This is a genomic window from Streptomyces sp. NBC_00236, assembly GCF_036195045.1.
Lineage (GTDB): Bacteria > Actinomycetota > Actinomycetes > Streptomycetales > Streptomycetaceae > Streptomyces.
Genome location: NZ_CP108100.1, coordinates 1,170,302 through 1,194,543, shown reverse-complemented (window position 1 = coordinate 1,194,543; position 24,242 = coordinate 1,170,302). Strand labels below are relative to the sequence as shown.

23 protein-coding genes are annotated in these 24,242 nt (G+C 70.1%); 20 read left to right on the top strand and 3 right to left on the bottom strand.

The features are described from left to right. The first annotated feature begins 69 nt into the window (after nucleotides 1-69). The 15 genes from pgsA (at nucleotide 70) to OG446_RS05110 (ending at nucleotide 15,804) form a co-directional block, all read left to right on the top strand. Complete coding sequence (gene pgsA, locus OG446_RS05180; protein WP_148016282.1) at nucleotides 70-750, top strand: phosphatidylinositol phosphate synthase; 681 nt, start codon at nucleotides 70-72, stop codon at nucleotides 748-750. Beyond that, nucleotides 747-1,676: a phosphatidylinositol mannoside acyltransferase gene (locus OG446_RS05175; protein ID WP_328892914.1), complete on the top strand. Its 930-nt coding sequence runs from the start codon at nucleotides 747-749 to the stop codon at nucleotides 1,674-1,676. Before pgsA ends, OG446_RS05175 begins: the two co-directional genes overlap by 4 nt. A gap of 327 nt (nucleotides 1,677-2,003) precedes the next feature. Beyond that, entirely contained in the window at nucleotides 2,004-3,164 is a 1,161-nt protein-coding gene (locus OG446_RS05170) for a glycosyltransferase family 4 protein (protein ID WP_328892913.1), read from the top strand. 136 nt (nucleotides 3,165-3,300) lie between these two features. Then, complete coding sequence (locus tag OG446_RS05165) at nucleotides 3,301-3,846, top strand: hypothetical protein (RefSeq protein ID WP_148016285.1); 546 nt, start codon at nucleotides 3,301-3,303, stop codon at nucleotides 3,844-3,846. 224 nt (nucleotides 3,847-4,070) lie between these two features. Continuing rightward, nucleotides 4,071-4,991 carry a pyridoxal 5'-phosphate synthase lyase subunit PdxS gene (pdxS, locus tag OG446_RS05160; protein ID WP_148016286.1) on the top strand — a complete coding sequence of 307 codons (921 nt, stop codon included), beginning with the start codon at nucleotides 4,071-4,073 and terminating at the stop codon, nucleotides 4,989-4,991. A gap of 6 nt (nucleotides 4,992-4,997) precedes the next feature. After that, on the top strand, nucleotides 4,998-5,591 hold the full coding sequence (pdxT, locus tag OG446_RS05155; protein ID WP_328892912.1) for a pyridoxal 5'-phosphate synthase glutaminase subunit PdxT: 594 nt from the start codon (nucleotides 4,998-5,000) through the stop codon (nucleotides 5,589-5,591). A 61-nt stretch (nucleotides 5,592-5,652) separates the two neighbouring features. Next, nucleotides 5,653-6,405 carry a YebC/PmpR family DNA-binding transcriptional regulator gene (locus OG446_RS05150; RefSeq protein WP_328892911.1) on the top strand — a complete coding sequence of 251 codons (753 nt, stop codon included), beginning with the start codon at nucleotides 5,653-5,655 and terminating at the stop codon, nucleotides 6,403-6,405. A gap of 132 nt (nucleotides 6,406-6,537) precedes the next feature. Continuing rightward, nucleotides 6,538-7,113, top strand: a complete 576-nt coding sequence (gene ruvC, locus OG446_RS05145; protein ID WP_328892910.1) for a crossover junction endodeoxyribonuclease RuvC — start codon at nucleotides 6,538-6,540, stop codon at nucleotides 7,111-7,113. Continuing rightward, the gene (ruvA, locus tag OG446_RS05140; RefSeq protein ID WP_328892909.1) at nucleotides 7,110-7,736 is read left to right on the top strand and encodes a Holliday junction branch migration protein RuvA; all 627 of its coding nucleotides are present in this window, start codon (nucleotides 7,110-7,112) and stop codon (nucleotides 7,734-7,736) included. The genes ruvC and ruvA overlap by 4 nt, the downstream gene beginning before the upstream one ends. 80 nt (nucleotides 7,737-7,816) lie before the next feature. Next, nucleotides 7,817-8,890, top strand: a complete 1,074-nt coding sequence (gene ruvB, locus OG446_RS05135; protein WP_219570307.1) for a Holliday junction branch migration DNA helicase RuvB — start codon at nucleotides 7,817-7,819, stop codon at nucleotides 8,888-8,890. 164 nt (nucleotides 8,891-9,054) lie between these two features. Beyond that, a complete protein-coding gene (yajC, locus tag OG446_RS05130; protein WP_328892908.1) occupies nucleotides 9,055-9,522 on the top strand; it encodes a preprotein translocase subunit YajC in 468 nt (155 codons plus the stop codon). A gap of 147 nt (nucleotides 9,523-9,669) precedes the next feature. Continuing rightward, complete coding sequence (gene secD / locus OG446_RS05125; RefSeq protein WP_328892907.1) at nucleotides 9,670-11,409, top strand: protein translocase subunit SecD; 1,740 nt, start codon at nucleotides 9,670-9,672, stop codon at nucleotides 11,407-11,409. Nucleotide 11,410: 1 nt separating this feature from the next. Continuing rightward, nucleotides 11,411-12,514: a protein translocase subunit SecF gene (gene secF / locus OG446_RS05120; protein ID WP_328892906.1), complete on the top strand. Its 1,104-nt coding sequence runs from the start codon at nucleotides 11,411-11,413 to the stop codon at nucleotides 12,512-12,514. Next, nucleotides 12,511-13,062 (top strand): adenine phosphoribosyltransferase, encoded by a 552-nt coding sequence (locus OG446_RS05115; protein WP_328892905.1) that lies wholly within the window; start codon nucleotides 12,511-12,513, stop codon nucleotides 13,060-13,062. The genes secF and OG446_RS05115 overlap by 4 nt, the downstream gene beginning before the upstream one ends. A 171-nt stretch (nucleotides 13,063-13,233) precedes the next feature. Further along, nucleotides 13,234-15,804: a RelA/SpoT family protein gene (locus OG446_RS05110; RefSeq protein WP_328892904.1), complete on the top strand. Its 2,571-nt coding sequence runs from the start codon at nucleotides 13,234-13,236 to the stop codon at nucleotides 15,802-15,804. A gap of 67 nt (nucleotides 15,805-15,871) precedes the next feature. On the opposite strand, the gene OG446_RS05105 is transcribed toward OG446_RS05110, so the two are convergent. Together OG446_RS05105 and OG446_RS05100 are read right to left on the bottom strand one after the other, a co-directional pair. Then, entirely contained in the window at nucleotides 15,872-17,101 is a 1,230-nt protein-coding gene (locus OG446_RS05105; RefSeq protein WP_328892903.1) for a DUF349 domain-containing protein, read from the bottom strand. A gap of 211 nt (nucleotides 17,102-17,312) precedes the next feature. Next, nucleotides 17,313-18,110, bottom strand: a complete 798-nt coding sequence (locus tag OG446_RS05100) for a peptidylprolyl isomerase (protein WP_328892902.1) — start codon at nucleotides 18,108-18,110, stop codon at nucleotides 17,313-17,315. Nucleotides 18,111-18,258: 148 nt separating this feature from the next. Here OG446_RS05100 and OG446_RS05095 point away from each other — a divergent pair, with 148 nt between their 5' ends. From OG446_RS05095 to OG446_RS05080, 4 genes are all read left to right on the top strand, one after another. After that, the gene (locus OG446_RS05095; protein ID WP_219570683.1) at nucleotides 18,259-18,945 is read left to right on the top strand and encodes an MBL fold metallo-hydrolase; all 687 of its coding nucleotides are present in this window, start codon (nucleotides 18,259-18,261) and stop codon (nucleotides 18,943-18,945) included. A gap of 13 nt (nucleotides 18,946-18,958) precedes the next feature. Further along, nucleotides 18,959-20,221, top strand: a complete 1,263-nt coding sequence (gene hisS / locus OG446_RS05090; RefSeq protein WP_328892901.1) for a histidine--tRNA ligase — start codon at nucleotides 18,959-18,961, stop codon at nucleotides 20,219-20,221. Nucleotides 20,222-20,580: 359 nt separating this feature from the next. Continuing rightward, the gene (locus tag OG446_RS05085; protein WP_328892900.1) at nucleotides 20,581-21,216 is read left to right on the top strand and encodes a vitamin K epoxide reductase family protein; all 636 of its coding nucleotides are present in this window, start codon (nucleotides 20,581-20,583) and stop codon (nucleotides 21,214-21,216) included. A gap of 74 nt (nucleotides 21,217-21,290) precedes the next feature. After that, nucleotides 21,291-22,676 (top strand): replication-associated recombination protein A, encoded by a 1,386-nt coding sequence (locus tag OG446_RS05080; protein WP_328892899.1) that lies wholly within the window; start codon nucleotides 21,291-21,293, stop codon nucleotides 22,674-22,676. Between the two features lie 53 nt (nucleotides 22,677-22,729). Here the strand turns inward: OG446_RS05080 and OG446_RS05075 are convergent, their stop codons facing one another. Then, a complete protein-coding gene (locus tag OG446_RS05075; protein ID WP_328892898.1) occupies nucleotides 22,730-23,431 on the bottom strand; it encodes a DUF2470 domain-containing protein in 702 nt (233 codons plus the stop codon). A gap of 188 nt (nucleotides 23,432-23,619) precedes the next feature. Here OG446_RS05075 and rpsD point away from each other — a divergent pair, with 188 nt between their 5' ends. Then, the gene (gene rpsD, locus OG446_RS05070) at nucleotides 23,620-24,234 is read left to right on the top strand and encodes a 30S ribosomal protein S4 (protein ID WP_136327444.1); all 615 of its coding nucleotides are present in this window, start codon (nucleotides 23,620-23,622) and stop codon (nucleotides 24,232-24,234) included. Nucleotides 24,235-24,242: the final 8 nt, after the last annotated feature.

The window sequence follows — 24,242 nt, the reverse complement described above, 5'->3', positions numbered from 1 at the left end:
CGGTCGTGACTACGATGGGCCAGCCGGTGGCCGATGGGGCCATGCGGCCCACCGACCCTCGGGAAGGCCATGCTGAACAAGTACGCGCGTGCATTTTTTACGCGTGTCCTCACGCCGTTCGCCGCACTGCTGCTGCGTCTGGGCGTGAGCCCTGACGCGGTCACTCTGATCGGCACGGCCGGGGTGATGGCAGGTGCGCTGGTCTTCTTCCCGATGGGGGAGTTCTTCTGGGGCACGATCGTCATCACGATCTTCGTCTTCTCCGACCTCGTCGACGGCAACATGGCGCGGCAGGCGGGCATCTCCAGCCGCTGGGGCGCGTTCCTCGACTCGACGCTCGACCGCGTCGCCGACGGGGCGATCTTCGCGGGCTTCGCGCTCTGGTACGCGGGCAGCGGCGACGACAACGTCCTGTGCGCGGTCGCGATCTTCTGTCTGGCGAGCGGCCAGGTGGTCTCGTACACCAAGGCACGCGGTGAGTCGATCGGGCTGCCGGTGGCGGTCAACGGACTCGTGGAGCGTGCCGAGCGCCTGGTGATCTCGCTGGTCGCCGCAGGTCTGGCGGGGCTGCACGCGTTCGGTGTGCCGGGGATCGACATCCTGCTCCCGATCGCCCTGTGGATCGTCGCCGTCGGCAGCCTGGTGACGCTGGTGCAGCGGGTGGTGACCGTGCGCCGCGAGTCCGCCGAGGCCGACGCGGCGGCCGCGGTGTCGGCTGCGGGGGACCGGGGGAGCGAGGCGGCGCAGTGAGCGGCGCGCCCGGGGACACGAAGCCCGGTGCCGGTGAGCGGCTGAGCGACGGCTTGTACGGCCTGGGCTGGACCGCGGTCAAGAAGCTGCCCGAACCGGTCGCGCGGGCGCTGTTCCGCACCATCGCCGACCAGGTCTGGAAGCGGCGCGGCAAGAGCGTGCTGCGCCTGGAGTCGAACCTGGCGCGGGTCGTGCCGGACGCGAGCCCGGCCCGGCTCGCGGCACTCTCCAAGGCCGGCATGCGCTCGTACATGCGCTACTGGATGGAGTCGTTCCGGCTGCCCACCTGGACGCCGGAGCGGATCAAGGCGTCCATCGACGTGACGGACGCACACCGGCTGACCGAAGGGCTCGACGCCGGGCGCGGGGTCGTCCTCGCCCTGCCGCACCTGGGGAACTGGGACCTGGCGGGCGCGTGGGTCACCACGGACCTGAAGGTTCCGTTCACCACGGTCGCCGAGCGGCTCAAGCCCGAGTCGCTGTACGACCGGTTCGTGGCGTACCGCGAGGGCCTGGGCATGGAGGTGCTCGCGCACAACGGCGGGACCGCGTTCGGCACGCTGGCGCGCCGGCTGCGCGAGGGCGGGCTCGTCTGCCTGGTGGCCGACCGCGACCTGTCCGCCTCGGGCGTCGAGGTGACGTTCTTCGGCGACACGGCCCGGATGCCCGCAGGCCCGGCGCTGCTCGCCCAGCAGACCGGTGCCCTGCTGCTGCCGGTCACGCTCTCGTACGACGACACGCCGGTGATGAAGGCGCGGATCCATCCGCCCGTCGAGGTACCCGGCTCAGGTGACCGCGCCGAGAAGACGTCCTTGATGACACAGGCCCTGGCCGACGCGTTCGCCCTGGGTATCGCCGAGCACCCGGAGGACTGGCACATGCTGCAACGGCTCTGGCTCTCCGACCTCGAACCCCGCGGAGACTAGTGCTGCGCCAGTCAAGGTTTGCCCGTGAGGGAGCGGCGTCGGGTGTGTGCTCCCGGCATGCCGGCCACAAGCCCTCGTACCGGACGGACTCGGGCGTTCGGCCGATGCGGCGAGAGTGCGTGCACGGCGTCGCGACGGGGCGAACCTTGGCTGACGCGGCACTGGGTCCTTCCGTCCGGGTCATGCCGGGCTCGTGGGGTCCGGCATCCCATCTGCGGCGTTGTCGTCGGTCGCCCGTCCTCCGCAGCGACTCCCACCCCGCCTCGCAGCGGTACGCACAGGACCCCGCTCCCCGATCCGGACCGACCCGAACGAAAGGCCCCGGCAGTGAAGATCGGCATCGTCTGCCCGTACTCCTGGGACGTTCCGGGCGGCGTGCAGTTCCACATCCGCGATCTGGCCGAGCATCTGATCCGGCTCGGCCACCAGGTCTCCGTGCTGGCCCCGGCCGACGACGAGACGCCGCTGCCGCCGTACGTGGTGTCCGCGGGCCGGGCCGTGCCCGTCCCGTACAACGGCTCCGTCGCCCGGCTGAACTTCGGCTTCCTGTCCGCCGCCCGGGTGCGGCGGTGGCTGCACGACGGCACGTTCGACGTGATCCACATCCATGAGCCGACCTCGCCCTCCCTGGGGCTCCTGGCCTGCTGGGCGGCGCAGGGCCCGATCGTCGCCACGTTCCACACCTCCAATCCGCGCTCGCGGGCGATGATCGCCGCCTATCCGATCCTCCAGCCGGCGCTGGAGAAGATCAGTGCGCGCATCGCGGTCAGCGAGTACGCGCGGCGGACCCTTGTCGAGCACCTGGGCGGCGACGCGGTCGTCATCCCCAACGGGGTCGACGTCGGGTTCTTCGCCGCGGCCGAGCCCAGGCCCGAGTGGCAGGGCGGCACGATCGGCTTCATCGGGCGCATCGACGAGCCCCGCAAGGGCCTGCCCGTCCTGATGCGTGCGCTGCCCGCGATCCTCGCGGCACGCCCGGACACCCGGCTGCTCGTGGCGGGCCGGGGCGACGAGGAGGAGGCCGTGGCCTCGCTCCCGGAGGAGATGCGCGCACGCGTCGAGTTCCTCGGCATGGTGAGCGACGAGGACAAGGCGCGGCTGCTGCGCAGCGTCGACGTGTACGTCGCGCCCAACACGGGCGGCGAGAGCTTCGGCATCATCCTCGTCGAGGCCATGTCGGCGGGCGCACCGGTCCTGGCCAGCGACCTCGACGCGTTCGCCCAGGTCCTGGACCTGGGAGCGGCGGGGGAACTGTTCACCAACGAGGACGCGGACGCCCTGGCCGCTGCGGCGATCCGGCTGCTGGGCGACCCGGAACGGCGTGCGGAGCTGCGCGAGCGGGGCAGCGCGCACGTGCGGCGCTTCGACTGGTCGACGGTCGGGGCGGACATCCTCGCGGTGTACGAGACGGTGGCCGACGGCGCGGCGTCGGTGGCGACGGACGAACGTACGGGGCTGCGGGCCCGGTTCGGGCTGGCCCGGGACTGACCATGTCCCGGGGCGGTGCCTGCGCCTGCCGGGACGGCGCTCGCGCCTGCCGGGGCGGTGCCTGCGCCTGCCGGGACAGCATCCGAGGCTCCCGGGGCGGCTGTCCGGCGCCCGCTCACCGGTAGCCTTTGCGCCCGTGACCGAAACCCTCATCTGGACCGCCGTCGTGCTCATCGCGATCGGCCTGTACCTCAGCTGGACCGCGGGCCGTCTCGACCGGCTGCACACCCGGATCGACGCGGCCCGGGCCGCCCTCGACGCCCAACTCCTGCGCCGCGCCTCGGTCACCCAGGAACTCGCCACGTCCGGTGTCCTCGACCCGGCGGCCTCCATCGTGCTGTACGAGGCCGCGCACGCCGCCCGGCAGTCGGAGGAGGAGCACCGTGAGGTCGCCGAGAGCGAGCTCAGCACCGCCCTGCGCGCGGTGTTCGGCGAGCGGGCACAGGTCGACGCGGTGAAGGAGATCCCGGGCGGCGAGGAGGCCGCCTCCGAGCTGGCCGCGGCCGTGCGCCGGGTCCCGATGGCGCGCAGGTTCCACAACGACGCGGTGCGGGCGGCGCGGGCGCTGCGCCGTCACCGCACCGTGCGCTGGTTCCGGCTGGCCGGACACGCCCCGTTCCCGCTGGCCTTCGAGATGGACGACGAGCCGCCGGTCGCCCTCGCGGACCGCCCGGTCAGCTGACGGCGGCAGGCGCGGCGCAGGCACGCCCGCTGCCGCCACCACGCCGGACCGAACCGATCCAGCAGGCCAAAAACCGATTCCCCGTGCCCAAAAACGATCCACCGGGCCAAAACGATCCACCGGCCTCCCATTGGCCCTTGCTGTGGACTGGTGCCGGAGCGTTTGCTCAGCAGTGCATCAGCCCTGCACTTCCAGCAGCTCTTTCTCCCCAGTGAGGTCGATCCGTGTCCACGAATCCCGCCACCCCGCAGTCCGCCGACGCCCCCGCCACCGGCACCGCCCGCGTCAAGCGCGGCATGGCCGAGCAGCTCAAGGGCGGCGTGATCATGGACGTCGTCAACGCCGAGCAGGCGAAGATCGCCGAGGACGCGGGCGCCGTGGCCGTCATGGCCCTGGAGCGGGTTCCGGCCGACATCCGCAAGGACGGCGGCGTTGCCCGGATGTCGGACCCGACCATGATCGAGGAGATCATCGAGTCCGTCTCCATCCCGGTGATGGCGAAGTCCCGCATCGGACACTTCGTCGAGGCCCAGGTCCTGCAGTCCCTCGGCGTCGACTACATCGACGAGTCCGAGGTCCTCACCCCGGCCGACGAGGTCAACCACAGCGACAAGTTCGCGTTCACCACCCCGTTCGTGTGCGGTGCCACCAACCTGGGCGAGGCCCTGCGCCGCATCGCCGAGGGCGCGGCCATGATCCGCTCCAAGGGCGAGGCCGGCACCGGCAACGTCGTCGAGGCCGTCCGCCACCTGCGCCAGATCAAGAACGAGATCGCCCGCCTGCGCGGCTACGACAACAACGAGCTGTACGCCGCCGCCAAGGACCTCCGTGCCCCGTACGAGCTGGTCAAGGAGGTCGCCGAGCTCGGCAAGCTGCCCGTCGTCCTCTTCTCCGCGGGTGGCGTCGCCACGCCGGCCGACGCCGCGCTGATGCGCCAGCTCGGCGCCGAGGGCGTCTTCGTCGGCTCCGGCATCTTCAAGTCCGGCGACCCGGCCAAGCGTGCCGCCGCCATCGTGAAGGCCACCACCTTCTACGACGACCCGAAGATCATCGCGGACGCCTCCCGCAACCTGGGCGAGGCCATGGTCGGCATCAACTGCGACACGCTGCCCGAGGCCGAGCGCTACGCCAACCGCGGCTGGTAGTCACTGATGAGCGACACCCCTGTGATCGGAGTCCTGGCTCTCCAGGGCGACGTACGGGAACACCTGATCGCCCTGGCCTCGGCGGACGCCCTGGCCAGGCCGGTCCGGCGTCCCGAGGAACTCGCCGAGGTCGACGGCCTGGTCATCCCGGGCGGCGAGTCCACCACGATGTCCAAACTGGCGGCCCTGTTCGGCATGCTGGAACCGCTCCGCGAGCGGGTGCGGGCCGGCATGCCGGTCTACGGCACCTGCGCCGGGATGATCCTGCTCGCCGACAAGATCCTCGACCCGCGCTCGGGCCAGGAGACCCTCGGCGGCATCGACATGATCGTGCGGCGTAACGCTTTCGGGCGGCAGAACGAGTCGTTCGAGGCGGCCGTCGAGGTCGCCGGGATCGACGGCGGCCCCGTCGAGGGCGTCTTCATCCGGGCCCCGTGGGTCGAGTCCGTGGGCGCGCAGGCCAAGGTGGTGGCCGAGCACGGCGGGCACATCGTGGCGGTTCGGCAGGGAAACGCCCTTGCCACGTCATTCCACCCGGAACTGACCGGGGACCACCGGGTTCACGCGTACTTCGTCGACATGGTGCGCGCAGTCAGCTGACTCGACCCCGGTAGGATCTCTCGGGTTCGTACGGAATTTGGTGACGCGAAGGAGAAGGCAGATGTCCGGCCACTCTAAATGGGCTACGACGAAGCACAAGAAGGCCGTGATTGACGCCAAGCGCGGCAAGCTCTTCGCGAAGATGATCAAGAACATCGAGGTCGCGGCCCGCACCGGCGGTGCCGATGTGTCCGGCAACCCGACCCTTTTCGACGCCATCCAGAAGGCCAAGAAGAGCTCGGTCCCGAACAAGAACATCGACTCGGCGGTCAAGCGTGGTGCCGGTCTCGAAGCCGGTGGCGCCGACTACGAGACGATCATGTACGAGGGTTACGGCCCGAACGGTGTCGCGGTGCTCATCGAGTGCCTCACCGACAACCGCAACCGAGCCGCGTCCGACGTCCGCGTCGCCATGACCCGCAACGGCGGTTCGATGGCCGACCCGGGCTCGGTCTCGTACCTGTTCAACCGCAAGGGCGTCGTGATCGTCCCCAAGGGCGAACTCTCCGAGGACGACGTGCTCGGTGCTGTTCTCGACGCCGGCGCCGAGGAGGTCAACGACCTCGGTGACACGTTCGAGGTCCTCAGCGAGGCCACCGACATGGTCGCGGTACGCACCGCGCTGCAGGAGGCCGGCATCGACTACGACTCGGCCGAGGCCAACTTCGTCCCGACCATGCAGGTCGAGCTGGAGGAAGAGGGCGCGCGCAAGATCTTCAAACTGATCGACGCGCTGGAGGACAGCGACGACGTGCAGAACGTCTTCGCCAACTTCGACGTCTCGGACGAGGTCATGGAGAAGATCGACGCCTGACAGGCTGTCGACTGACCTGCGCAGCTTCTGCGGACGGGCCGACGGGGACACACCCCGTCGGCCCGTCGCATTGTCAGTGCGAGCCGATAGCCTGCGGGAACAGTTGACCGATCAGCAGGGAGGGGGCGAATCGTGCGGGTACTCGGCGTGGACCCCGGGCTCACCCGGTGCGGCGTCGGAGTCGTCGAGGGCGTCGCCGGCCGGCCCCTGACGATGATCGGGGTGGGCGTCGTGCGCACCGCGGCCGACGCGGAGCTCGGCCACCGGCTGGTGGCCATCGAGCGCGGCATCGAGGAGTGGCTCGACGAGCACCGGCCCGAATACGTCGCCGTGGAGCGGGTGTTCGCCCAGCACAACGTCCGTACGGTGATGGGCACCGCCCAGGCCAGCGCGGTCGCCATGCTCTGCGCGTCCCGTCGCGGCATCCCGGTCGCCCTGCACACGCCCAGCGAGGTAAAGGCCGCCGTCACCGGCAGCGGGCGCGCGGACAAGGCGCAGGTCGGCGCCATGGTCACCCGGCTCCTGCGCCTGGACGCCCCGCCGAAACCGGCGGACGCCGCCGACGCCCTCGCCCTCGCCATCTGCCACATCTGGCGCGCCCCCGCGCTGAACCGCCTCCAGCAGGCGCACGCGGCGGCCGCAGCGGCTGCCCGCACCCCGCGCGTCCCGCGCACCACAGCAGCCCCCGTCCGGAAGGTCCCCCGATGATCGCCTTCGTCAGCGGCCCCGTCGCCGCGCTCTCCCCGACCACGGCCGTGATCGAGGTCGGCGGCATCGGCATGGCCGTCCAGTGCGCACCGAACACCCTCGCCGGCCTCCGCACCGGCAAGGAGGCCAGGCTCGCCACCTCCCTCGTCGTCCGGGAGGACTCGCTGACGCTCTACGGCTTCGCCGACGACGACGAACGGCAGGTCTTCGAGCTCCTCCAGACCGCCAGCGGAGTCGGGCCCCGGCTCGCCCAGGCCATGCTCGCCACACACAGTCCGGACGCCCTGCGCATCGCCGTGGCCACCGGCGACGAGAAGGCGCTCACCGCCGTCTCCGGCATCGGCAAGAAGGGCGCCCAGAAACTCCTGCTCGAACTGAAGGACAGACTCGGCGAGCCCGTCGGCGCCCACATCGGCCAGCAGGGCATCGGCACCGCGGTCACCTCCTCCTGGCGCGACCAGCTCCAGGCCGCCCTGATCGGTCTCGGCTACGCCACCCGCGAGGCGGACGAAGCGGTGTCCGCCGTCGCACCGCAGGCGGAGGCGGCCCTCGCGGAAGGCGCCCAGCCGCCCGTGCCGCAGCTGTTGCGCGCCGCCCTGCAGACCCTCAACCGCGCGCGCTGAGCGGACCCGGGCACCACCCCTGACGCCCGGCCTGGCATCCCACGGCACGGCACCGAAACACCCGAGGCGGGACTGACGAGATGAACTGGGACGAGACCGGACCCGACACCGACGAGCTCCTCGACGAGCGGCTCGTCGACGCCGGAGCGGACGGCGAGGACACCGCGGTCGAGGCGGCACTGCGCCCCAAGGACCTCGACGAGTTCGTCGGCCAGGAGAAGGTACGCGAACAGCTCGACCTGGTCCTCAAGGCGGCCCGCGCCCGCGGCGCCACCGCCGACCACGTCCTGCTCTCCGGCGCCCCCGGCCTGGGCAAGACCACCCTCTCCATGATCATCGCAGCGGAGATGAACGCACCGATCCGGATCACCTCCGGCCCCGCCATCCAGCACGCGGGGGACCTGGCCGCGATCCTGTCCTCGCTCCAGGAGGGCGAGGTGCTCTTCCTCGACGAGATCCACCGCATGTCCCGGCCTGCTGAGGAGATGCTCTACATGGCCATGGAGGACTTCCGGGTCGACGTGATCGTCGGCAAGGGGCCCGGGGCCACCGCCATCCCGCTGGAGCTGCCGCCCTTCACCCTGGTCGGCGCGACCACCCGGGCCGGGCTGCTGCCGCCCCCGCTGCGCGACCGCTTCGGCTTCACCGGGCACATGGAGTTCTACGCCCCCACCGAACTGGAACGGGTGATTCACCGCTCGGCGGGCCTCCTGGACGTCGCGATAGACGTCGAGGGCGCCGCCGAGATCGCCGGGCGCTCCCGCGGCACGCCCCGCATCGCCAACCGGCTGCTGCGCCGCGTCCGGGACTACGCCCAGGTCAAGGCCGAAGGCAGGATCGACCGCGAGATCGCCGCCGCGGCCCTCAAGGTGTACGAGGTCGACGCCAGGGGTCTGGACCGGCTGGACCGGGCGGTGCTCGGCGCCCTGCTGAAGCTCTTCGGCGGCGGCCCGGTGGGCCTGTCCACCCTCGCGGTCGCCGTGGGTGAGGAGCGCGAGACGGTCGAGGAGGTCGCTGAGCCCTTCCTCGTACGGGAAGGACTGCTGGCCAGGACGCCGCGGGGGCGCGTCGCCACCCCGGCCGCCTGGGCTCATCTCGGGCTGGTTCCTCCGCAGCACGGCGGAAAGGGACAACAGGGCCTGTTCGGGGCGTGATGCATCACAGGTTGACCCACAGAGGAACCACGGTGCCATGCTGGGCGTTGTTCCATCGATGCGGACTCGCTTAGACTCCGCCGATGCCGCCCTTAAAGGTCGGTGTACCCACCCCCGTAGACCAGGCCGCCTTCCAGCGCGGTCGTGCGAAGGAAAATCGTCCCGTGAATCCCGTGACTCTCCTCCCCTTCATCGTGCTCATCGGGGCCATGTTCCTGATGACGCGGTCCGCCAAGAAGAAGCAGGCGGCGGCTGCGAACATGCGCAATGAAATGCAGCCCGGCACCGGCGTCCGGACGATCGGGGGCATGTACGCCACCGTCAAGGAGCTTCACGACGACACGGTCCTCCTTGAGGTCGCCCCCGGCGTCCACGCCATCTACGCGAAGAACGCCATCGGTGCCGTCCTCGACGACGCGGAGTACAACCGCATCGTCCACGGCGACACCGAGGAGCTCGACGTCGACGGCGCGGTCGTGCCGGACGACGCCTCCTCGCTGACCGAGGCCGACGAGGCCGCCGACGACGACGCGAAGACCGACCTGGTCAAGAAGACCGAGTCGGACGACGCGGAGCCGGCCGACGACAAGAAGTCCGACGGCAAGGCCGACGGCGAGGCCGACGCGAAGTAGCACACGACCCGGGGATGCCGTGAGCCCACAGGCATCCGGCCATCCCCGGACCGTGCGGTCTTCTGCGGGGGCGGGTCCCCACTAATACTTCGTGGCCGCTCGGGCGCGTACCCGGCGCGGGGCGGTTGGACAGGGAGAAACGAGAAGGTGGCAGCACCGAAGAAGGGCCGAGGACCGGCCGGCGGTCAGGGCAGGCCGGGGCGTTCCCTGGCTCTGATCCTGATCGCCATGGTCGCTCTCACCGGCGGGATGTTCCTGGCCGACCAGCCGACGCCGCGACTCGGCATCGACCTGGCCGGCGGCACGTCCATCACGCTGGAGGCGAAGGCCGAGCCCGGCCAGGAGTCGGCGATCAACAAGACCAACATGGACACGGCGGTCCAGATCATGGAACGCCGCGTCAACGGTCTTGGCGTCTCCGAGGCCGAGGTTCAGACCCAGGGCGAGCGCAACATCATCGTCAACATCCCCAAGGGCACGAACTCCGCCCAGGCCCGTGAGCAGGTCGGTACGACCGCCAAGCTCTACTTCCGGCCGGTGCTGACCGTCGCCCAGGGAACGCCGACGCCCGCGCCGAGCGCCTCGTCCACGGACAAGGCCAGCCCCTCCGCCGCGCCGACCACCTCGGCCTCGGACAAGGCGAGCCCGTCCGCGAAGCCCAGCACCAGCGCCACCACCCAGGGCCGCGCGGTCACCGGCGCCCTTAAGGTGGACCCCACGCCCTCGCCGAAGGTCAGCACCACGCCGAAGGCCGACGCCACGCCGACCGCCTCCGCCGAGGAGCAGGCGGCCGCCGCCGATCTGCAGAAGAAGTTCGAGGCGCTGGACTGCTCCAGCAAGGCATCCCGCTCCAAGGCGAGCCAGGGCGCCAAGGCCACCGACACGGTCGTCGCCTGTGAGCAGGACGGCAGCGCCAAGTACGTCCTCGGCCCGGCCGAGGTCGACGGCACGGACGTCGACAGCGCCAAGGCCGCGATCAACCAGCAGACCGGTCAGTGGATCGTCCAGATGGAGTTCACCGACGGCGGCGCAAAGAAGTTCAAGAAGACCACCGGCAAGCTCGCCCAGCAGCAGCAGCCGCAGAACCAGTTCGCCATCGCGCTCGACGGCGAAGTCGTCTCGGCGCCTTCCGTGAGCCAGGCGCTGAGCGCCAACGCCGAGATCTCCGGCAGCTTCACCCAGCAGTCCGCCGAGGAACTGGCCAACGTGCTCTCCTACGGTGCGCTGCCGCTCTCCTTCCAGGAGCAGAGCGTCACCACCGTCACCGCCGCCCTCGGTGGCGAGCAGCTCCGCGCGGGCCTCATCGCCGGTGCCATCGGCCTCGCCCTGGTGGTCATCTACCTGGTGGCCTACTACCGCGGACTGGCGTTCATCGCACTGCTCAGCCTGCTGGTCTCCGGCATCCTGACCTACACGATCATGTCGCTCCTCGGCCCGGCCATCGGCTTCGCGCTGAACCTGCCCGCGGTCTGTGGCGCCATCGTGGCGATCGGTATCACCGCGGACTCGTTCATCGTGTACTTCGAACGCATCCGGGACGAGATCCGCGAGGGCCGCACACTCCGCCCGGCCGTCGAGCGGGCCTGGCCGCGTGCCCGGCGCACCATCCTCGTCTCCGACTTCGTGTCGTTCCTGGCGGCGGCGGTCCTGTTCGTGGTCACCGTCGGCAAGGTCCAGGGCTTCGCGTTCACGCTGGGTCTCACCACCCTGCTGGACGTGGTCGTGGTCTTCCTCTTCACCAAGCCCGTCATGACGATCATGGCCCGCACGAAGTTCTTCGCGAGTGGTCACCCGTGGTCCGGACTGGACCCGAAGCGGCTCGGCGCCAAGCCTCCGCTTCGCCGTTCGCGCCGTGTCAACGCCCCCACCGACCCGAAGGAGGCGTGAGATGTCGCGACTCGGCAATCTCGGCGCCCGTCTCTACCGCGGCGAGGTCGGCTACGACTTCATCGGCAACCGCAAGATCTGGTACGGCATCTCGATCCTGATCACCATCACGGCCATCGTCGGCCTGGCGGTCAGCGGCCTGAACATGGGCATCGAGTTCAAGGGCGGTGCCGTCTTCACCACCCCGAAGACGAGCGTGTCCGTCTCCGAGGCGGAGGACGTGGCGACCGAGGCCTCGGGTCACCAGGCCATCGTCCAGAAGCTGGGCAACGGCGGTCTGCGCATCCAGATCACCGAGGTCGACACCGGGAAGTCCGACCAGATCAAGGGCGAGCTCTCCAAGAGCCTCGACGTTCCGGAAGAGAAGATCGCCGCCGATCTGGTCGGCCCCAGCTGGGGTGAGCAGATCGCCAACAAGGCCTGGACCGGCCTCGGCGTCTTCATGGTGCTCGTCGTGATCTACCTGGCGATCGCCTTCGAATGGCGCATGGCCATCGCGGCCCTCGTCGCGCTGATCCACGACATCACCATCACGGTCGGTGTCTACGCGCTGGTCGGCTTCGAGGTCACCCCGGGCACGGTCATCGGTCTGCTGACGATCCTCGGTTACTCCCTCTACGACACGGTCGTCGTCTTCGACAGCCTCAAGGAGGGCACGAAGGGGATCACCAAGCAGACCCGGTGGACGTACAGCGAGATCGCCAACCGTTCCATCAACGGCACGCTGGTCCGCTCGATCAACACCACGGTCGTCGCCCTGCTGCCGGTCGCCGGTCTGCTGTTCATCGGTGGCGGTGTCCTCGGTGCCGGCATGCTGAACGACATCTCGCTGGCCCTCTTCGTCGGCCTCGCCGCCGGCGCGTACTCCTCGATCTTCATCGCCACTCCGCTCGTCGCCGACCTCAAGGAACGCGAACCGCAGATGAAGGCGCTGAAGAAGCGGATCCTCGCCAAGCGTGCCGCGGCCGCGGCCAAGGGCGAGCTCAACGAGGCCGAGCAGGAGGACGAGCGGACCGCCGAGGACGCCGCGCCCGCCGGAGCAGTCGTCGGACAGCGCCAGGAGCCCCCGAGGGGCCACGGACGGACTCCGGGGAAGCGTCGATGACCAGCACCACCGAGAGCACCAGGGAACTGCTGCTCAGCCGGATCCGCGATGTGGCGGACTACCCGAAGCCGGGCGTGATGTTCAAGGACATCACCCCGCTGCTGGCGGACCCGGTCGCGTTCACGGCGCTCACTGACGTCCTCGCGGAGCTGTGCGTGAAGCACGGCGCCACGAAGATCGTCGGCCTGGAGGCCCGCGGCTTCATCCTGGCCGCACCGGTCGCGGTACGGGCCGGTCTCGGCTTCATCCCCGTCCGCAAGGCCGGGAAGCTGCCGGGAGCCACGCTCGGCCAGGCGTACGAGCTCGAGTACGGCACCGCGGAGATCGAGGTCCACGCGGAAGACCTGTCGGCCGAGGACCGTGTCATGGTCATCGACGACGTCCTGGCCACCGGCGGTACCGCCGGTGCCTCCCTGGAGCTGATCCGGCGGGCCGGAGCCTCGGTCGCCGGCGTCTGCGTCCTCATGGAGCTGGGCTTCCTGTCCGGCCGGGAAGCCCTGGCACCGCACCTGCGGGGCGCCCCGCTGGAGGCCCTGATCACGGTCTGAGCGGCCGCCGGACGGCAGTCCGCACAGCCGATCGCAGCACGCGACGGGCACCTGGGAACAACCGGGTGCCCGTTCCGCGTTGTGAGGGCTCTCACCGTCCCCGGGGGAGCTCCGGCCGCAGGGTCGATACGATGGCCTTTCCGGGTGTCCGGATCCGCACGAGGAGCGCTCTTGCCAGACGAGGCCCAGCCAGTCGCCGCCCCGCAGCCCGACAAGCCCGCGGCGGCCCCCGCCACGCCCGCGAAGCAGCAGCCCGCGGAGAAGCCGAAGCCCCCGGCGCCCGAGCCCGGCACGGGCCCGGCTCCCGCCGAGGCGAACGGCCCCGCGCCCGCTTCCCCCGCGCAGCCGGCCGTCCCCGCCTCCCCGGCCCCCACCGCGCCGAAGCCGCCCGCCAAGCCGGCGACGACGCCGGCCGGCCCCGCGGGCCCGGTGGCCCGCACCGGCGGCGGCTCGTCCAACCGGGTCCGGGCCAGGCTGGCCCGCCTCGGCGTACAGCGCTCCAGCCCGTACAACCCGGTCCTGGAACCGTTGCTGCGTACCGTCCGCAGCAACGACCCCAAGATCGAGAGCGCCACGCTGCGGCAGATCGAGAAGGCCTACCAGGTCGCCGAGCGCTGGCACCGGGGCCAGAAGCGCAAGAGCGGCGACCCGTACATCACGCATCCGCTCGCCGTGACGACGATCCTCGCCGAGCTGGGTATGGATCCGGCCACGCTGATGGCGGGGCTGCTGCACGACACGGTCGAGGACACCGAGTACGGCCTGGACACCCTGCGCCGTGACTTCGGCGACCAGGTCGCCCTGCTGGTCGACGGCGTCACCAAGCTGGACAAGGTCAAGTTCGGTGAGGCCGCGCAGGCCGAGACCGTACGCAAGATGGTCGTCGCCATGGCCAAGGACCCCAGGGTCCTCGTCATCAAGCTCGCCGACCGGCTGCACAACATGCGCACCATGCGGTATCTCAAGCGGGAGAAGCAGGAGAAGAAGGCCCGCGAGACGCTGGAGATCTACGCACCCCTGGCCCACCGCCTGGGCATGAACACCATCAAGTGGGAGCTGGAGGACCTCGCCTTCGCGATCCTCTACCCCAAGATGTACGACGAGATCGTCCGCCTCGTCGCCGAGCGGGCCCCCAAGCGCGACGAATACCTTGCCATAGTGACCGACGAGGTCCAGTCCGACCTGCGCGCCGCCCGGATCAAGGCCACCGTCACCGGACGGCCGAAGCACTACTACAGCGTCTACCAGAAGATGATCGTGCGGGGCAGGGACTTCGCCGAGATCTACGACCTGGTGGGTATTCGTGTACTTGTCGACACGGTCCGCGACTGTTATGCGGCCCTCGGCACCGTGCACGCGCGATGGAATCCGGTCCCCGGCCGGTTCAAGGACTACATCGCGATGCCGAAGTTCAACATGTACCAGTCGCTGCACACCACGGTGATCGGCCCCAGCGGCAAGCCCGTCGAGCTGCAGATCCGTACGTTCGACATGCACCGCCGTGCCGAGTACGGAATCGCCGCGCACTGGAAGTACAAGCAGGAAGCCGTCGCGGGCGCCTCCAAGGTGCGCACCGACGTCCCCAAGAACACCGGCCGCGGCCAGGACACCGTCAACGACATGGCGTGGCTGCGCCAGCTCCTGGACTGGCAGAAGGAGACCGAGGACCCCAGCGAGTTCCTGGAGTCCCTGCGCTTCGACCTCTCCCGCAACGAGGTCTTCGTCTTCACGCCCAAGGGCGACGTCATAGCGCTTCCCGCGGGGGCGACACCGGTCGACTTCGCGTACGCCGTCCACACGGAGGTCGGCCACCGGACCATAGGGGCACGGGTCAACGGACGGCTCGTGCCGCTGGAGTCGACGCTCGACAACGGCGACCTGGTGGAGGTCTTCACCTCCAAGGCGGCCGGCGCCGGGCCCTCCCGCGACTGGCTCGGCTTCGTCAAGTCACCGCGTGCCCGCAACAAGATCCGTGCCTGGTTCTCCAAGGAGCGCCGCGACGAGGCGATCGAGCAGGGCAAGGACTCCATCGCCCGGGCCATGCGCAAGCAGAACCTGCCGATCCAGCGGATCCTGACGGGCGACTCCCTGGTCACGCTCGCCCACGAGATGCGCTACCCCGACATCTCGTCCCTGTACGCCGCGATCGGCGAGGGACATGTGGCGGCGGCCGGCGTCGTACAGAAACTGGTGCAGGCGCTCGGCGGCGAGGACGCGGCCAACGAGGACCTGGCGGAGAGCTCCCCGCCCTCGCACGGACGCAACAAGCGCCGCGCCAAGGCGGATCCGGGCGTGGTCGTCAAGGGTGTCGAGGACGTCTGGGTCAAGCTGGCCCGCTGTTGCACGCCCGTACCCGGCGACCCGATCATCGGCTTCGTCACCCGCGGCAGCGGCGTCTCGGTGCACCGCGCCGACTGCGTCAACGTGGACTCGCTCTCGCAGCAGCCGGAACGGATCCTCGACGTCGAGTGGGCGCCCACCCAGTCCTCGGTCTTCCTGGTCGCCATCCAGGTCGAGGCGCTGGACCGGTCCCGGCTGCTCTCCGACGTCACCCGGATCCTGTCCGACCAGCACGTGAACATCCTGTCCGCGGCCGTGCAGACGTCCCGCGACCGGGTGGCCACCTCGCGCTTCACCTTCGAGATGGGCGACCCCAAGCACCTGGGACACGTCCTGAAGGCCGTACGCGGCGTGGAGGGCGTCTACGACGTCTACCGGGTCACCTCGGCCCGCCGGCCGTAGCCGACGACGAGGAGGGCCCCGGTACGCGCCGCGTACCGGGGCCCTCCTTTCGTGCCGGCGGACGGCGTCAGCCGCCGAACTCCTCCAGGCCCTTGAGCGCCTGGTCCAGGAGCGCCTGACGGCCCTCCAGTTCACGGGCCAGCTTGTCGGCACGGGCGTTGTTGCCCGAGGCGCGCGCACTGTCGATCTGCGTACGCAGCTTGTCGACGGCCGCCTGGAGCTGCCCGGTCAGACCCGCGGCACGGGCCCGTGCCTCCGGGTTGGTCCGGCGCCACTCCGACTCCTCGGCCTCCTGGAGCGCCCGCTCCACCGCCTGCATCCGGCCCTCGACCTTCGGGCGGGCGTCACGCGGTACGTGGCCGATGGCCTCCCAGCGCTCGTTGAGGGACCGGAACGCGGCCCTGGACGCCTTCAGGTCCTTCACCGGCACCAGCTTCTCGGCCTCCAGCGCGAGCTCCTCCTTGAGCTTGAGGTTCTCGCCCTGCTCCGCGTCACGCTCCGCGAAGACCCCGCTGCGAGCGGCGAAGAAGACGTCCTGGGCGCCGCGGAAGCGTTCCCACAGGTCGTCCTCGGCCTCGCGCTGGGCGCGGCCCGCCGCCTTCCAGTCGGTCATCAGGTCGCGGTAGCGGGCCGCGGTCGCGCCCCAGTCCGTGGACCCGGAGAGCGCCTCGGCCTCGACGACCAGCTTCTCCTTGACCTTGCGGGCCTCCTCGCGCTGGGCGTCCAGCGAGGCGAAGTGGGCCTTGCGGCGCTTGGAGAACGCCGAGCGCGCGTGCGAGAAGCGGTGCCACAGCTCGTCGTCCGACTTGCGGTCGAGCCGCGGGAGGCCCTTCCACGTGTCGACGAGTGCGCGCAGCCGCTCACCCGCGGAGCGCCACTGCTCGCTCTGCGCCAGTTCCTCGGCCTCGACGACCAGCGCCTCCTTGGCGTGCTTCGCCTCGTCGGTCTGCTTCGCCTTCTGGGCCTTGCGCTCCTCGCGCCGCGCGTCGACCGTCGCGACGAGCGCGTCCAGCCGCTTGCGCAGCGCGTCCAGGTCGCCGACGGCGTGGTGCTCGTCGACCTGCCCGCGCAGATGCTCGATGGCGGTCGTCGCGTCCTTCGCCGACAGGTCGGTGGTCTTCACCCGCCGTTCGAGGAGGCCGATCTCGACCACAATGCCCTCGTACTTGCGCTCGAAATAAGCCAGGGCCTCCTCCGGAGAACCGGCCTGCCACGATCCGACGACCTGCTCGCCATCGGCTGTACGCACGTACACGGTGCCTGTCTCGTCGACACGGCCCCACGGGTCGCTGCTCACAGCGCCTCCTCCACCTGATGCCCGTGAGGGGGTTCGCCCCCCTGGCATCGTCCACAGTTTCCTGGGGCGGGCTGCGCCCGCCCTGCACAACGCCAATCTAGGCGACAGGCCGCCCGGCTGTCCGCACTCAGCACGGCCGAAATTGGACCGACGGGTCCTGTCCGGCCGCACCGGACGACTGCCGGGCGGATCCTGCCGGGTCCGCCGGGGCTCAGGCCTTGTCCACGGCCGCCTTCGAGATGTTCACGGCCTTCGTCGGCGCACCGTCGGCACCGCCGCCGGTCACACCCGCCTTGCCGATGGCCTCGACGGCCTTCAGGGAGTCCTTGTCCATCGTGCCGAACGGCGTGTAACTGGGCGGCAGCTTGCTGTCCTTGTAGACGAGGAAGAACTGGCTGCCGCCGGTGTGCGCCTGACCGGTGTTGGCCATCGCCACCGTGCCGGCCGGATACGTCACCGTGCCGTCGGCACCCGCCTTGCCCAGCGCGGTCAGGTTCTCGTCGGGGATCGTGTAGCCGGGACCACCGGTACCGTCACCCTTCGGGTCGCCGCACTGCAGGACGAAGATGCCGTCCGTGGTCAGCCGGTGACACTTCGTACCGTCGAAGAACTTCTTGTCCGCCAGGGACTTGAAGGAATTCGTGGTGTGCGGGGTCTTCGCCGCGTCCATCTCGAACGCTATGTCGCCCTGGCTCGTCTTGAGCGACATCGTGTACTTCGACTTCTTGTCGATCTTCATCGCGGGCTCGGGCGCCGTCTTCTCGCTCGCCGAGGGCGAAGGAGCGGCCGACGGGCTCTGGCTCGCGGCCGCGTCCGCCTTGCTGTCCTTGTCGTCGTCGCCGCTCGTGGCGAAGTACGTGGCACCGCCGATGACCGCCACCACGGCCACCGCGGACGCGATGACGACGGTCAGCCGCCTCGTCCTCCGACGGGCGTCCTCCCGGCGCTGCTGCTGCCGCTCGAACTTCTCCCTGGCGAGCTGCCGCCGCCGCTGATCGCTGCTGACCACCGGGTGATCTCCTTGTACGTCGTGTGATCGGGCCTGGGTTGCCCCGTACCGTATATGGGTTAGCTGTGGAATGAGGAGCGCCGGTAGGCTCTGAACTGCTGCGACCTCGCAGCCGACCTCCCTCGTCGGACGACCATTAAGGACGATCGTGCTCATTGCCGGGTTCCCCGCCGGGGCCTGGGGGACCAACTGTTACCTGGTCGCCCCCGCCGCAGGTGAGGAGTGCGTGATCATCGACCCGGGCCACCAGGCCGCTCCCGGGGTCGAGGAAGCGCTGAAGAAGCATCGGCTGAAGCCCGTCGCCGTCGTCCTCACCCATGGCCACATCGACCATGTCGCCTCGGTCGTTCCGGTGTGCGGCGCGCACGACGTCCCTGCCTGGATCCACCCCGAGGACCGCTACATGATGAGTGACCCGGAGAAGGCCCTCGGCCGCTCCATCGGGATGCCGCTCATGGGCGAACTGACGGTGGGGGAGCCGGACGACGTCAAGGAGCTCAGCGACGGCGCGCAGCTGCTGCTGGCCGGTATGGAGTTCGGCGTCTCGCATGCGCCCGGCCATACCAAGGGGTCGGTGACGTTCAGGATGCCCGAGGCCGCGGACGTACCGCAGGTCCTCTTCTCGGGCGACCTGCTCTTCGCCGGCTCCGTCGGACGCACCGACCTGCCCGGCGGCGACCACGCCGAGCTCCTCGAGTCGCTGGCCCGTGTGTGCCTGCCGCTCGACGACTCGACCGTGGTGCTGTCCGGCCACGGCCCCCAGACGACCATCGGCCGCGAGCGCGCCACCAATCCGTATCTGAGCGGTATGGACGCGCCCCGACGAGGAATGTGACGAGAGCGACATCGTGAGCACCTTCAAGGCCCCCAAGGGCACGTACGACCTGACCCCGCCCGACTCCGCGAAGTACCTCGCCGTGCGCGAGGCGATCTCCGCACCGCTGAAGAACTCCGGCTACGGCTACATCGAGACACCCGGCTTCGAGGACGTGGGCCTCTTCGCGCGCGGCGTCGGTGAGTCCACCGACATCGTGAGCAAGGAGATGTACACCCTCACCACCAAGGGTGGGTCCGAGCTCGCGCTGCGCCCCGAGGGCACCGCGTCGGTACTGCGCGCCACCCTGGAGGCCAACCTCCACAAGCTCGGCAACCTGCCGGTCAAGCTCTGGTACTCCGGCTCGTACTACCGCTACGAGCGCCCGCAGAAGGGCCGTTACCGGCACTTCTCGCAGGTCGGTGCCGAGGCGATCGGTGCCGAGGACCCGGCGCTGGACGCCGAGCTGATCATCCTGGCCGACCAGGCGTACCGCACCCTCGGGCTGCGTGAGTTCCGCATCCTGCTGAACTCGCTGGGCGACAAGGAGTGCCGGCCCGTCTACCGCGACGTGCTCCAGGGCTTCCTGCGCGAGCTCGACCTCGACGAGGAGACCCGCCGGCGCATCGAGATCAACCCGCTCCGGGTGCTCGACGACAAGCGCCCCGAGGTCCAGAAGCAGCTGACCGGCGCACCGGTGCTGCGCGACTACCTGTGCGACGCCTGCAAGGCGTACCACGAGGAGGTCCGCGACCTGCTCAACGCGGCAGGTGTCGTGTACGAGGACGACGAGAAGCTCGTCCGCGGCCTCGACTACTACACCCGCACCACCTTCGAGTTCGTCCACGACGGTCTGGGATCGCAGTCGGCCGTCGGTGGCGGCGGCCGGTACGACGGCCTGTCCGAGATGATCGGCGGCCCCGCGCTGCCTTCGGTCGGCTGGGCGCTCGGCGTGGACCGCACCGTGCTCGCGCTGGAAGCCGAGGGCATCGAGCTCGAACTGCCCTCCACCACCAGTGTCTTCGCCGTACCGCTCGGCGAGGAGGCGCGGCGGGTGCTGTTCGGTGTCGTCACGCAGCTGCGACGCGAGGGCGTGGCCGCGGACTTCGCGTTCGGGGGCCGCGGCCTCAAGGGAGCGATGAAGAGCGCCAACCGCTCGGGCGCACGCTTCACCATCGTGGCCGGCGAGCGTGATCTGGCCGAGGGGAACGTCCAGCTCAAGGACATGGAGTCCGGCGAGCAGACGGCCGTACCCCTGGCCGAGGTGACCGAGGCGGTCCGTAGCCGCCTCGCGTGAACCACCCGTCGTGGGCGGACCGCCGGGTCCGCCCACGACGAGGGAGCGCCGGGCAGCCTCGTCAACGGCGGGCTGCGGGCGCCCCGTTCCTCCGGTCGTCAACCTGACGGCGGCCGGTTCATCCTGCCGGGCGATTCCGGTTCGGCGGCGGACGTGACACCAACGGGTGGGCCGTACCCCGCCCGACAGCGTGCGCAGAGCCCCGGGTCACGGTGGTGGCAGCGTTGTACCCCCTCGTTCCGGGGCCTTGTGCGCCCGCGTCCGTGCGCGCATCTTTATGTCCATCGAACGGAAGGACGGTGCGGCCGTGCGGCACAATGACCGTGCCCCAGCAGGCCACTCACTGACGGAACGGCGATATGACGACTGCAGCGGTTGACCATCCCTCCTCCGACCAGGACGAGGACGGCGGGAAGAGGACCATCGGCGGCAGTCGCGCGCTGGCACTGCTGCTGGTCATCACGGGCGCTGCCGGACTCCTCGCCGCCTGGGTCATCACCATCGACAAGCTCAAGCTGATGGAGGATCCCAACTTCGTCCCGGGCTGCAGTCTCAACCCGGTGGTGGCCTGCGGCAACATCATGAAGAGCGAGCAGGCGTCGGCCTTCGGCTTCCCGAACCCCATGCTCGGTATGGCGACCTACCCCGTGATCATCGGGATCGGTCTGGCGCTGCTCGCCGGGGCGCGCTTCCGCAACTGGTACTGGCTGGGGATGAACGCGGGCACGCTGTTCGGTGTCGGCTTCTGCACCTGGCTCCAGTACCAGTCGCTGTACAACATCAACTCGCTCTGCCTGTGGTGCTGCCTGGCCTGGGTCGCCACGATCCTCATGTTCTGCTACGTCACCACGCACAACATCAAGCACCGGATCATTCCCGTGCCGAGCTGGCTGCGCAACGGGCTCACCGAGTTCCACTGGGTGCCCCCGATCCTGTGGATCGGGATCATCGGGATGCTGATCCTCACCCGCTGGTGGGACTTCTGGACCAGCTGACCGGTCCGTCCGTCGCTGCCGGCCCGGCTGCCGGCCCGGCCGGGATGTCAGTGCGGTGACATAGGCTTCAAAACGTGGAGCCCGACCTCTTTACCGCAGCTGCCGAAGACCGCCAGGAGAAGGACCCGTCCAGCAGCCCTCTCGCTGTCCGGATGCGTCCGCGTACCCTTGACGAGGTCGTGGGCCAGCAGCATCTGCTGAAGCCGGGCTCGCCATTGCGCCGCCTCGTCGGCGAGGGCAGCGGGGGACCGGCCGGCCCGTCGTCGGTGATTCTCTGGGGCCCGCCCGGCATCGGGAAGACGACCCTGGCGTACGTGGTCAGCAAGGCCACGAACAAACGATTCGTCGAGCTCTCCGCGATCACCGCGGGCGTCAAGGAAGTGCGCGCCGTGATCGAGGGCGCCCGCCGCGCCACCGGTGGCTACGGCAAGGAGACCGTCCTCTTCCTGGACGAGATCCACCGCTTCTCCAAGGCGCAGCAGGACTCGCTGCTCCCGGCCGTGGAGAACCGCTGGGTCACCCTGATCGCCGCGACCACCGAGAATCCCTACTTCTCGATCATCTCCCCGCTGCTGTCGCGCTCGCTCCTGCTGACGCTCGAGTCACTGACCGACGACGATCTTCGCGCCCTGCTGCACCGGGCCCTGACCGACGAGCGCGGACTCGGCGGCGCGGTGACGCTGCCGGGGGACGCGGAGGAGCATCTCCTGCGCATCGCCGGGGGCGACGCGCGCCGGGCGCTGACGGCGCTGGAGGCGGCGGCCGGCGCCGCGCTGTCCAAGCAGGAGGCGGAGATCACCCTCGTCACCCTGGAGGAGACCGTCGACCGGGCGGCGGTCACGTACGACCGGGACGGGGACCAGCACTACGACGTGGCGAGTGCGCTGATCAAGTCGATCCGCGGTTCCGACGTGGACGCGGCGCTGCACTATCTGGCCCGGATGATCGAGGCGGGGGAGGACCCCCGGTTCATCGCCCGGCGGCTGATGATCTCGGCCAGCGAGGACATCGGTCTCGCCGACCCCACGGCGCTGCCCACCGCGGTCGCGGCAGCCCAGGCGGTGGCGATGATCGGCTTCCCGGAGGCGGCGCTCACCCTCAGCCACGCGACCATCGCGCTGGCGCTCGCCCCGAAGTCCAACGCGGCGACGCTGGCGATCTTCGCGGCTCAGGACGATGTACGGAAGGGGCTGGCGGGTCCGGTCCCGGCCCATCTGCGCGACGGCCACTACAAGGGCGCCGCCAAGCTGGGCCACGCGCAGGGCTACGTCTATCCGCACGACGTCCCCGGTGGCATCGCCGCCCAGCAGTACGCCCCGGACGCCGTCCGCGACAAGCGCTACTACCGGCCGACGCGCTACGGGGCCGAGGCGCGCTACGCGGATGTGGCGGACCGGGTCCGCGAACGTCTGGGCCGTTCGGACACCGACGGCGGCGCGAGCGCGCCGGACGGCTCGTAGCGGCCGGGTCCCGGGGGCCCCGCCGCGCCGACGACGGTCCTGACGGGCGGGTCTCAGTGGGCGGCCGCATCGAAGAGGGTGCGCATGGCGTGGCGCAGCTCCGTCATGTCGCGCACCGGCTCGGGGAACTCGAAGCGGGCATCGAAGCAGGGTCCGTTCCGCTCGAAGAAGCGGACCCGCAGTCCGAGACGGTCCAGCGCGACCGGGACGACGGAGGGCCGGCTGCCCGTCCCGGCCGGGACGGTCCGTTCACCGAGGAGTTCGCACAGCGTCCCCAGCCGTTCGCCGTGGGCCGCGTGCAGATGCTGCAGCAGCTCCGCCTCGTGGGCGGCGAGCGGGTCGGCGGCCGCGTCCCGCAGCTCCTCCGGCTCGACCGCCTCCGCACCCCACAGGTCCTCGACGTGGGCCTCGCCCGTCTCCAGCCGCAGCAGCGTCCGGCCGGGACCCGCCATTCCGGGTACGGACGTGAGCCATCCGCAGACGCGGGCCCGGCCGCGGATGCGGTGGGGGACGGAGACCGGGGCGACGTCCGTGATCTCCAGCACGGCCGTCAGCTCGTCGTCCTGGGCGTGCGTCGCGGCCCGCACAGCCGGGGAATCAGCGGGGAATTCGAGGAAGAGGTCGCCGTCCGGACCCACGGTCCGGGACAGCGGCATCAGCTGGTCCGAGCCCGCGGTCTCGAGCCCGGGGATGAGCAGCACCGCGGAGCAGGTACTCTGTACGAGAGTTCGTGTGCGCTCGGCTGCTGACGGCATCCGAGTGTTTTCAAGCCCGCTGGGACGCGGCTGACCACGATCAGATCGGCCTTCCGTCGTAGCAGCACCTTTGTGTGTGCTGCCACTGTCTGCGCTGTCCGTGACGTGTGTGGTGTTCCCAGGGCGAGACATGCGATCTCCTTGAGTAAGGTGAGCCTAACCTAACCTACAACGGAGGTCTGGAGAACGTGCCTAATCAGTCGCGTCCCAAGGTCAAGAAGAGCCGCGCGCTCGGCATTGCGCTGACGCCGAAGGCCGTCAAGTACTTCGAGGCCCGCCCCTACCCGCCGGGCGAGCACGGCCGTGGCCGCAAGCAGAACTCGGACTACAAGGTCCGTCTGCTCGAGAAGCAGCGTCTGCGCGCCCAGTACGACATCAGCGAGCGCCAGATGGCGCGTGCCTACGACCGCGCCAAGAAGGCCGAAGGCAAGACGGGCGAGGCGCTGGTCGTCGAGCTCGAGCGCCGCCTCGACGCGCTGGTCCTGCGTTCCGGTATCGCCAAGACGATCTACCAGGCGCGCCAGATGGTCGTTCACGGCCACATCGAGGTCAACGGTGGCAAGGTCGACAAGCCGTCGTTCCGTGTCCGTCCGGACGACATCGTGATGGTTCGCGAGCGCAGCCGCGAGAAGTACCCCTTCCAGGTGGCCCGCGAGGGTGGTTACGACACCGACGGTGAGACCCCGCGCTACCTGCAGGTGAACCTGAAGGCCCTGGCCTTCCGCCTTGACCGGGACCCGAACCGCAAGGAAATCCCCGTGATCTGCGACGAGCAGCTCGTCGTCGAGTACTACGCCCGCTGATTCAGGCG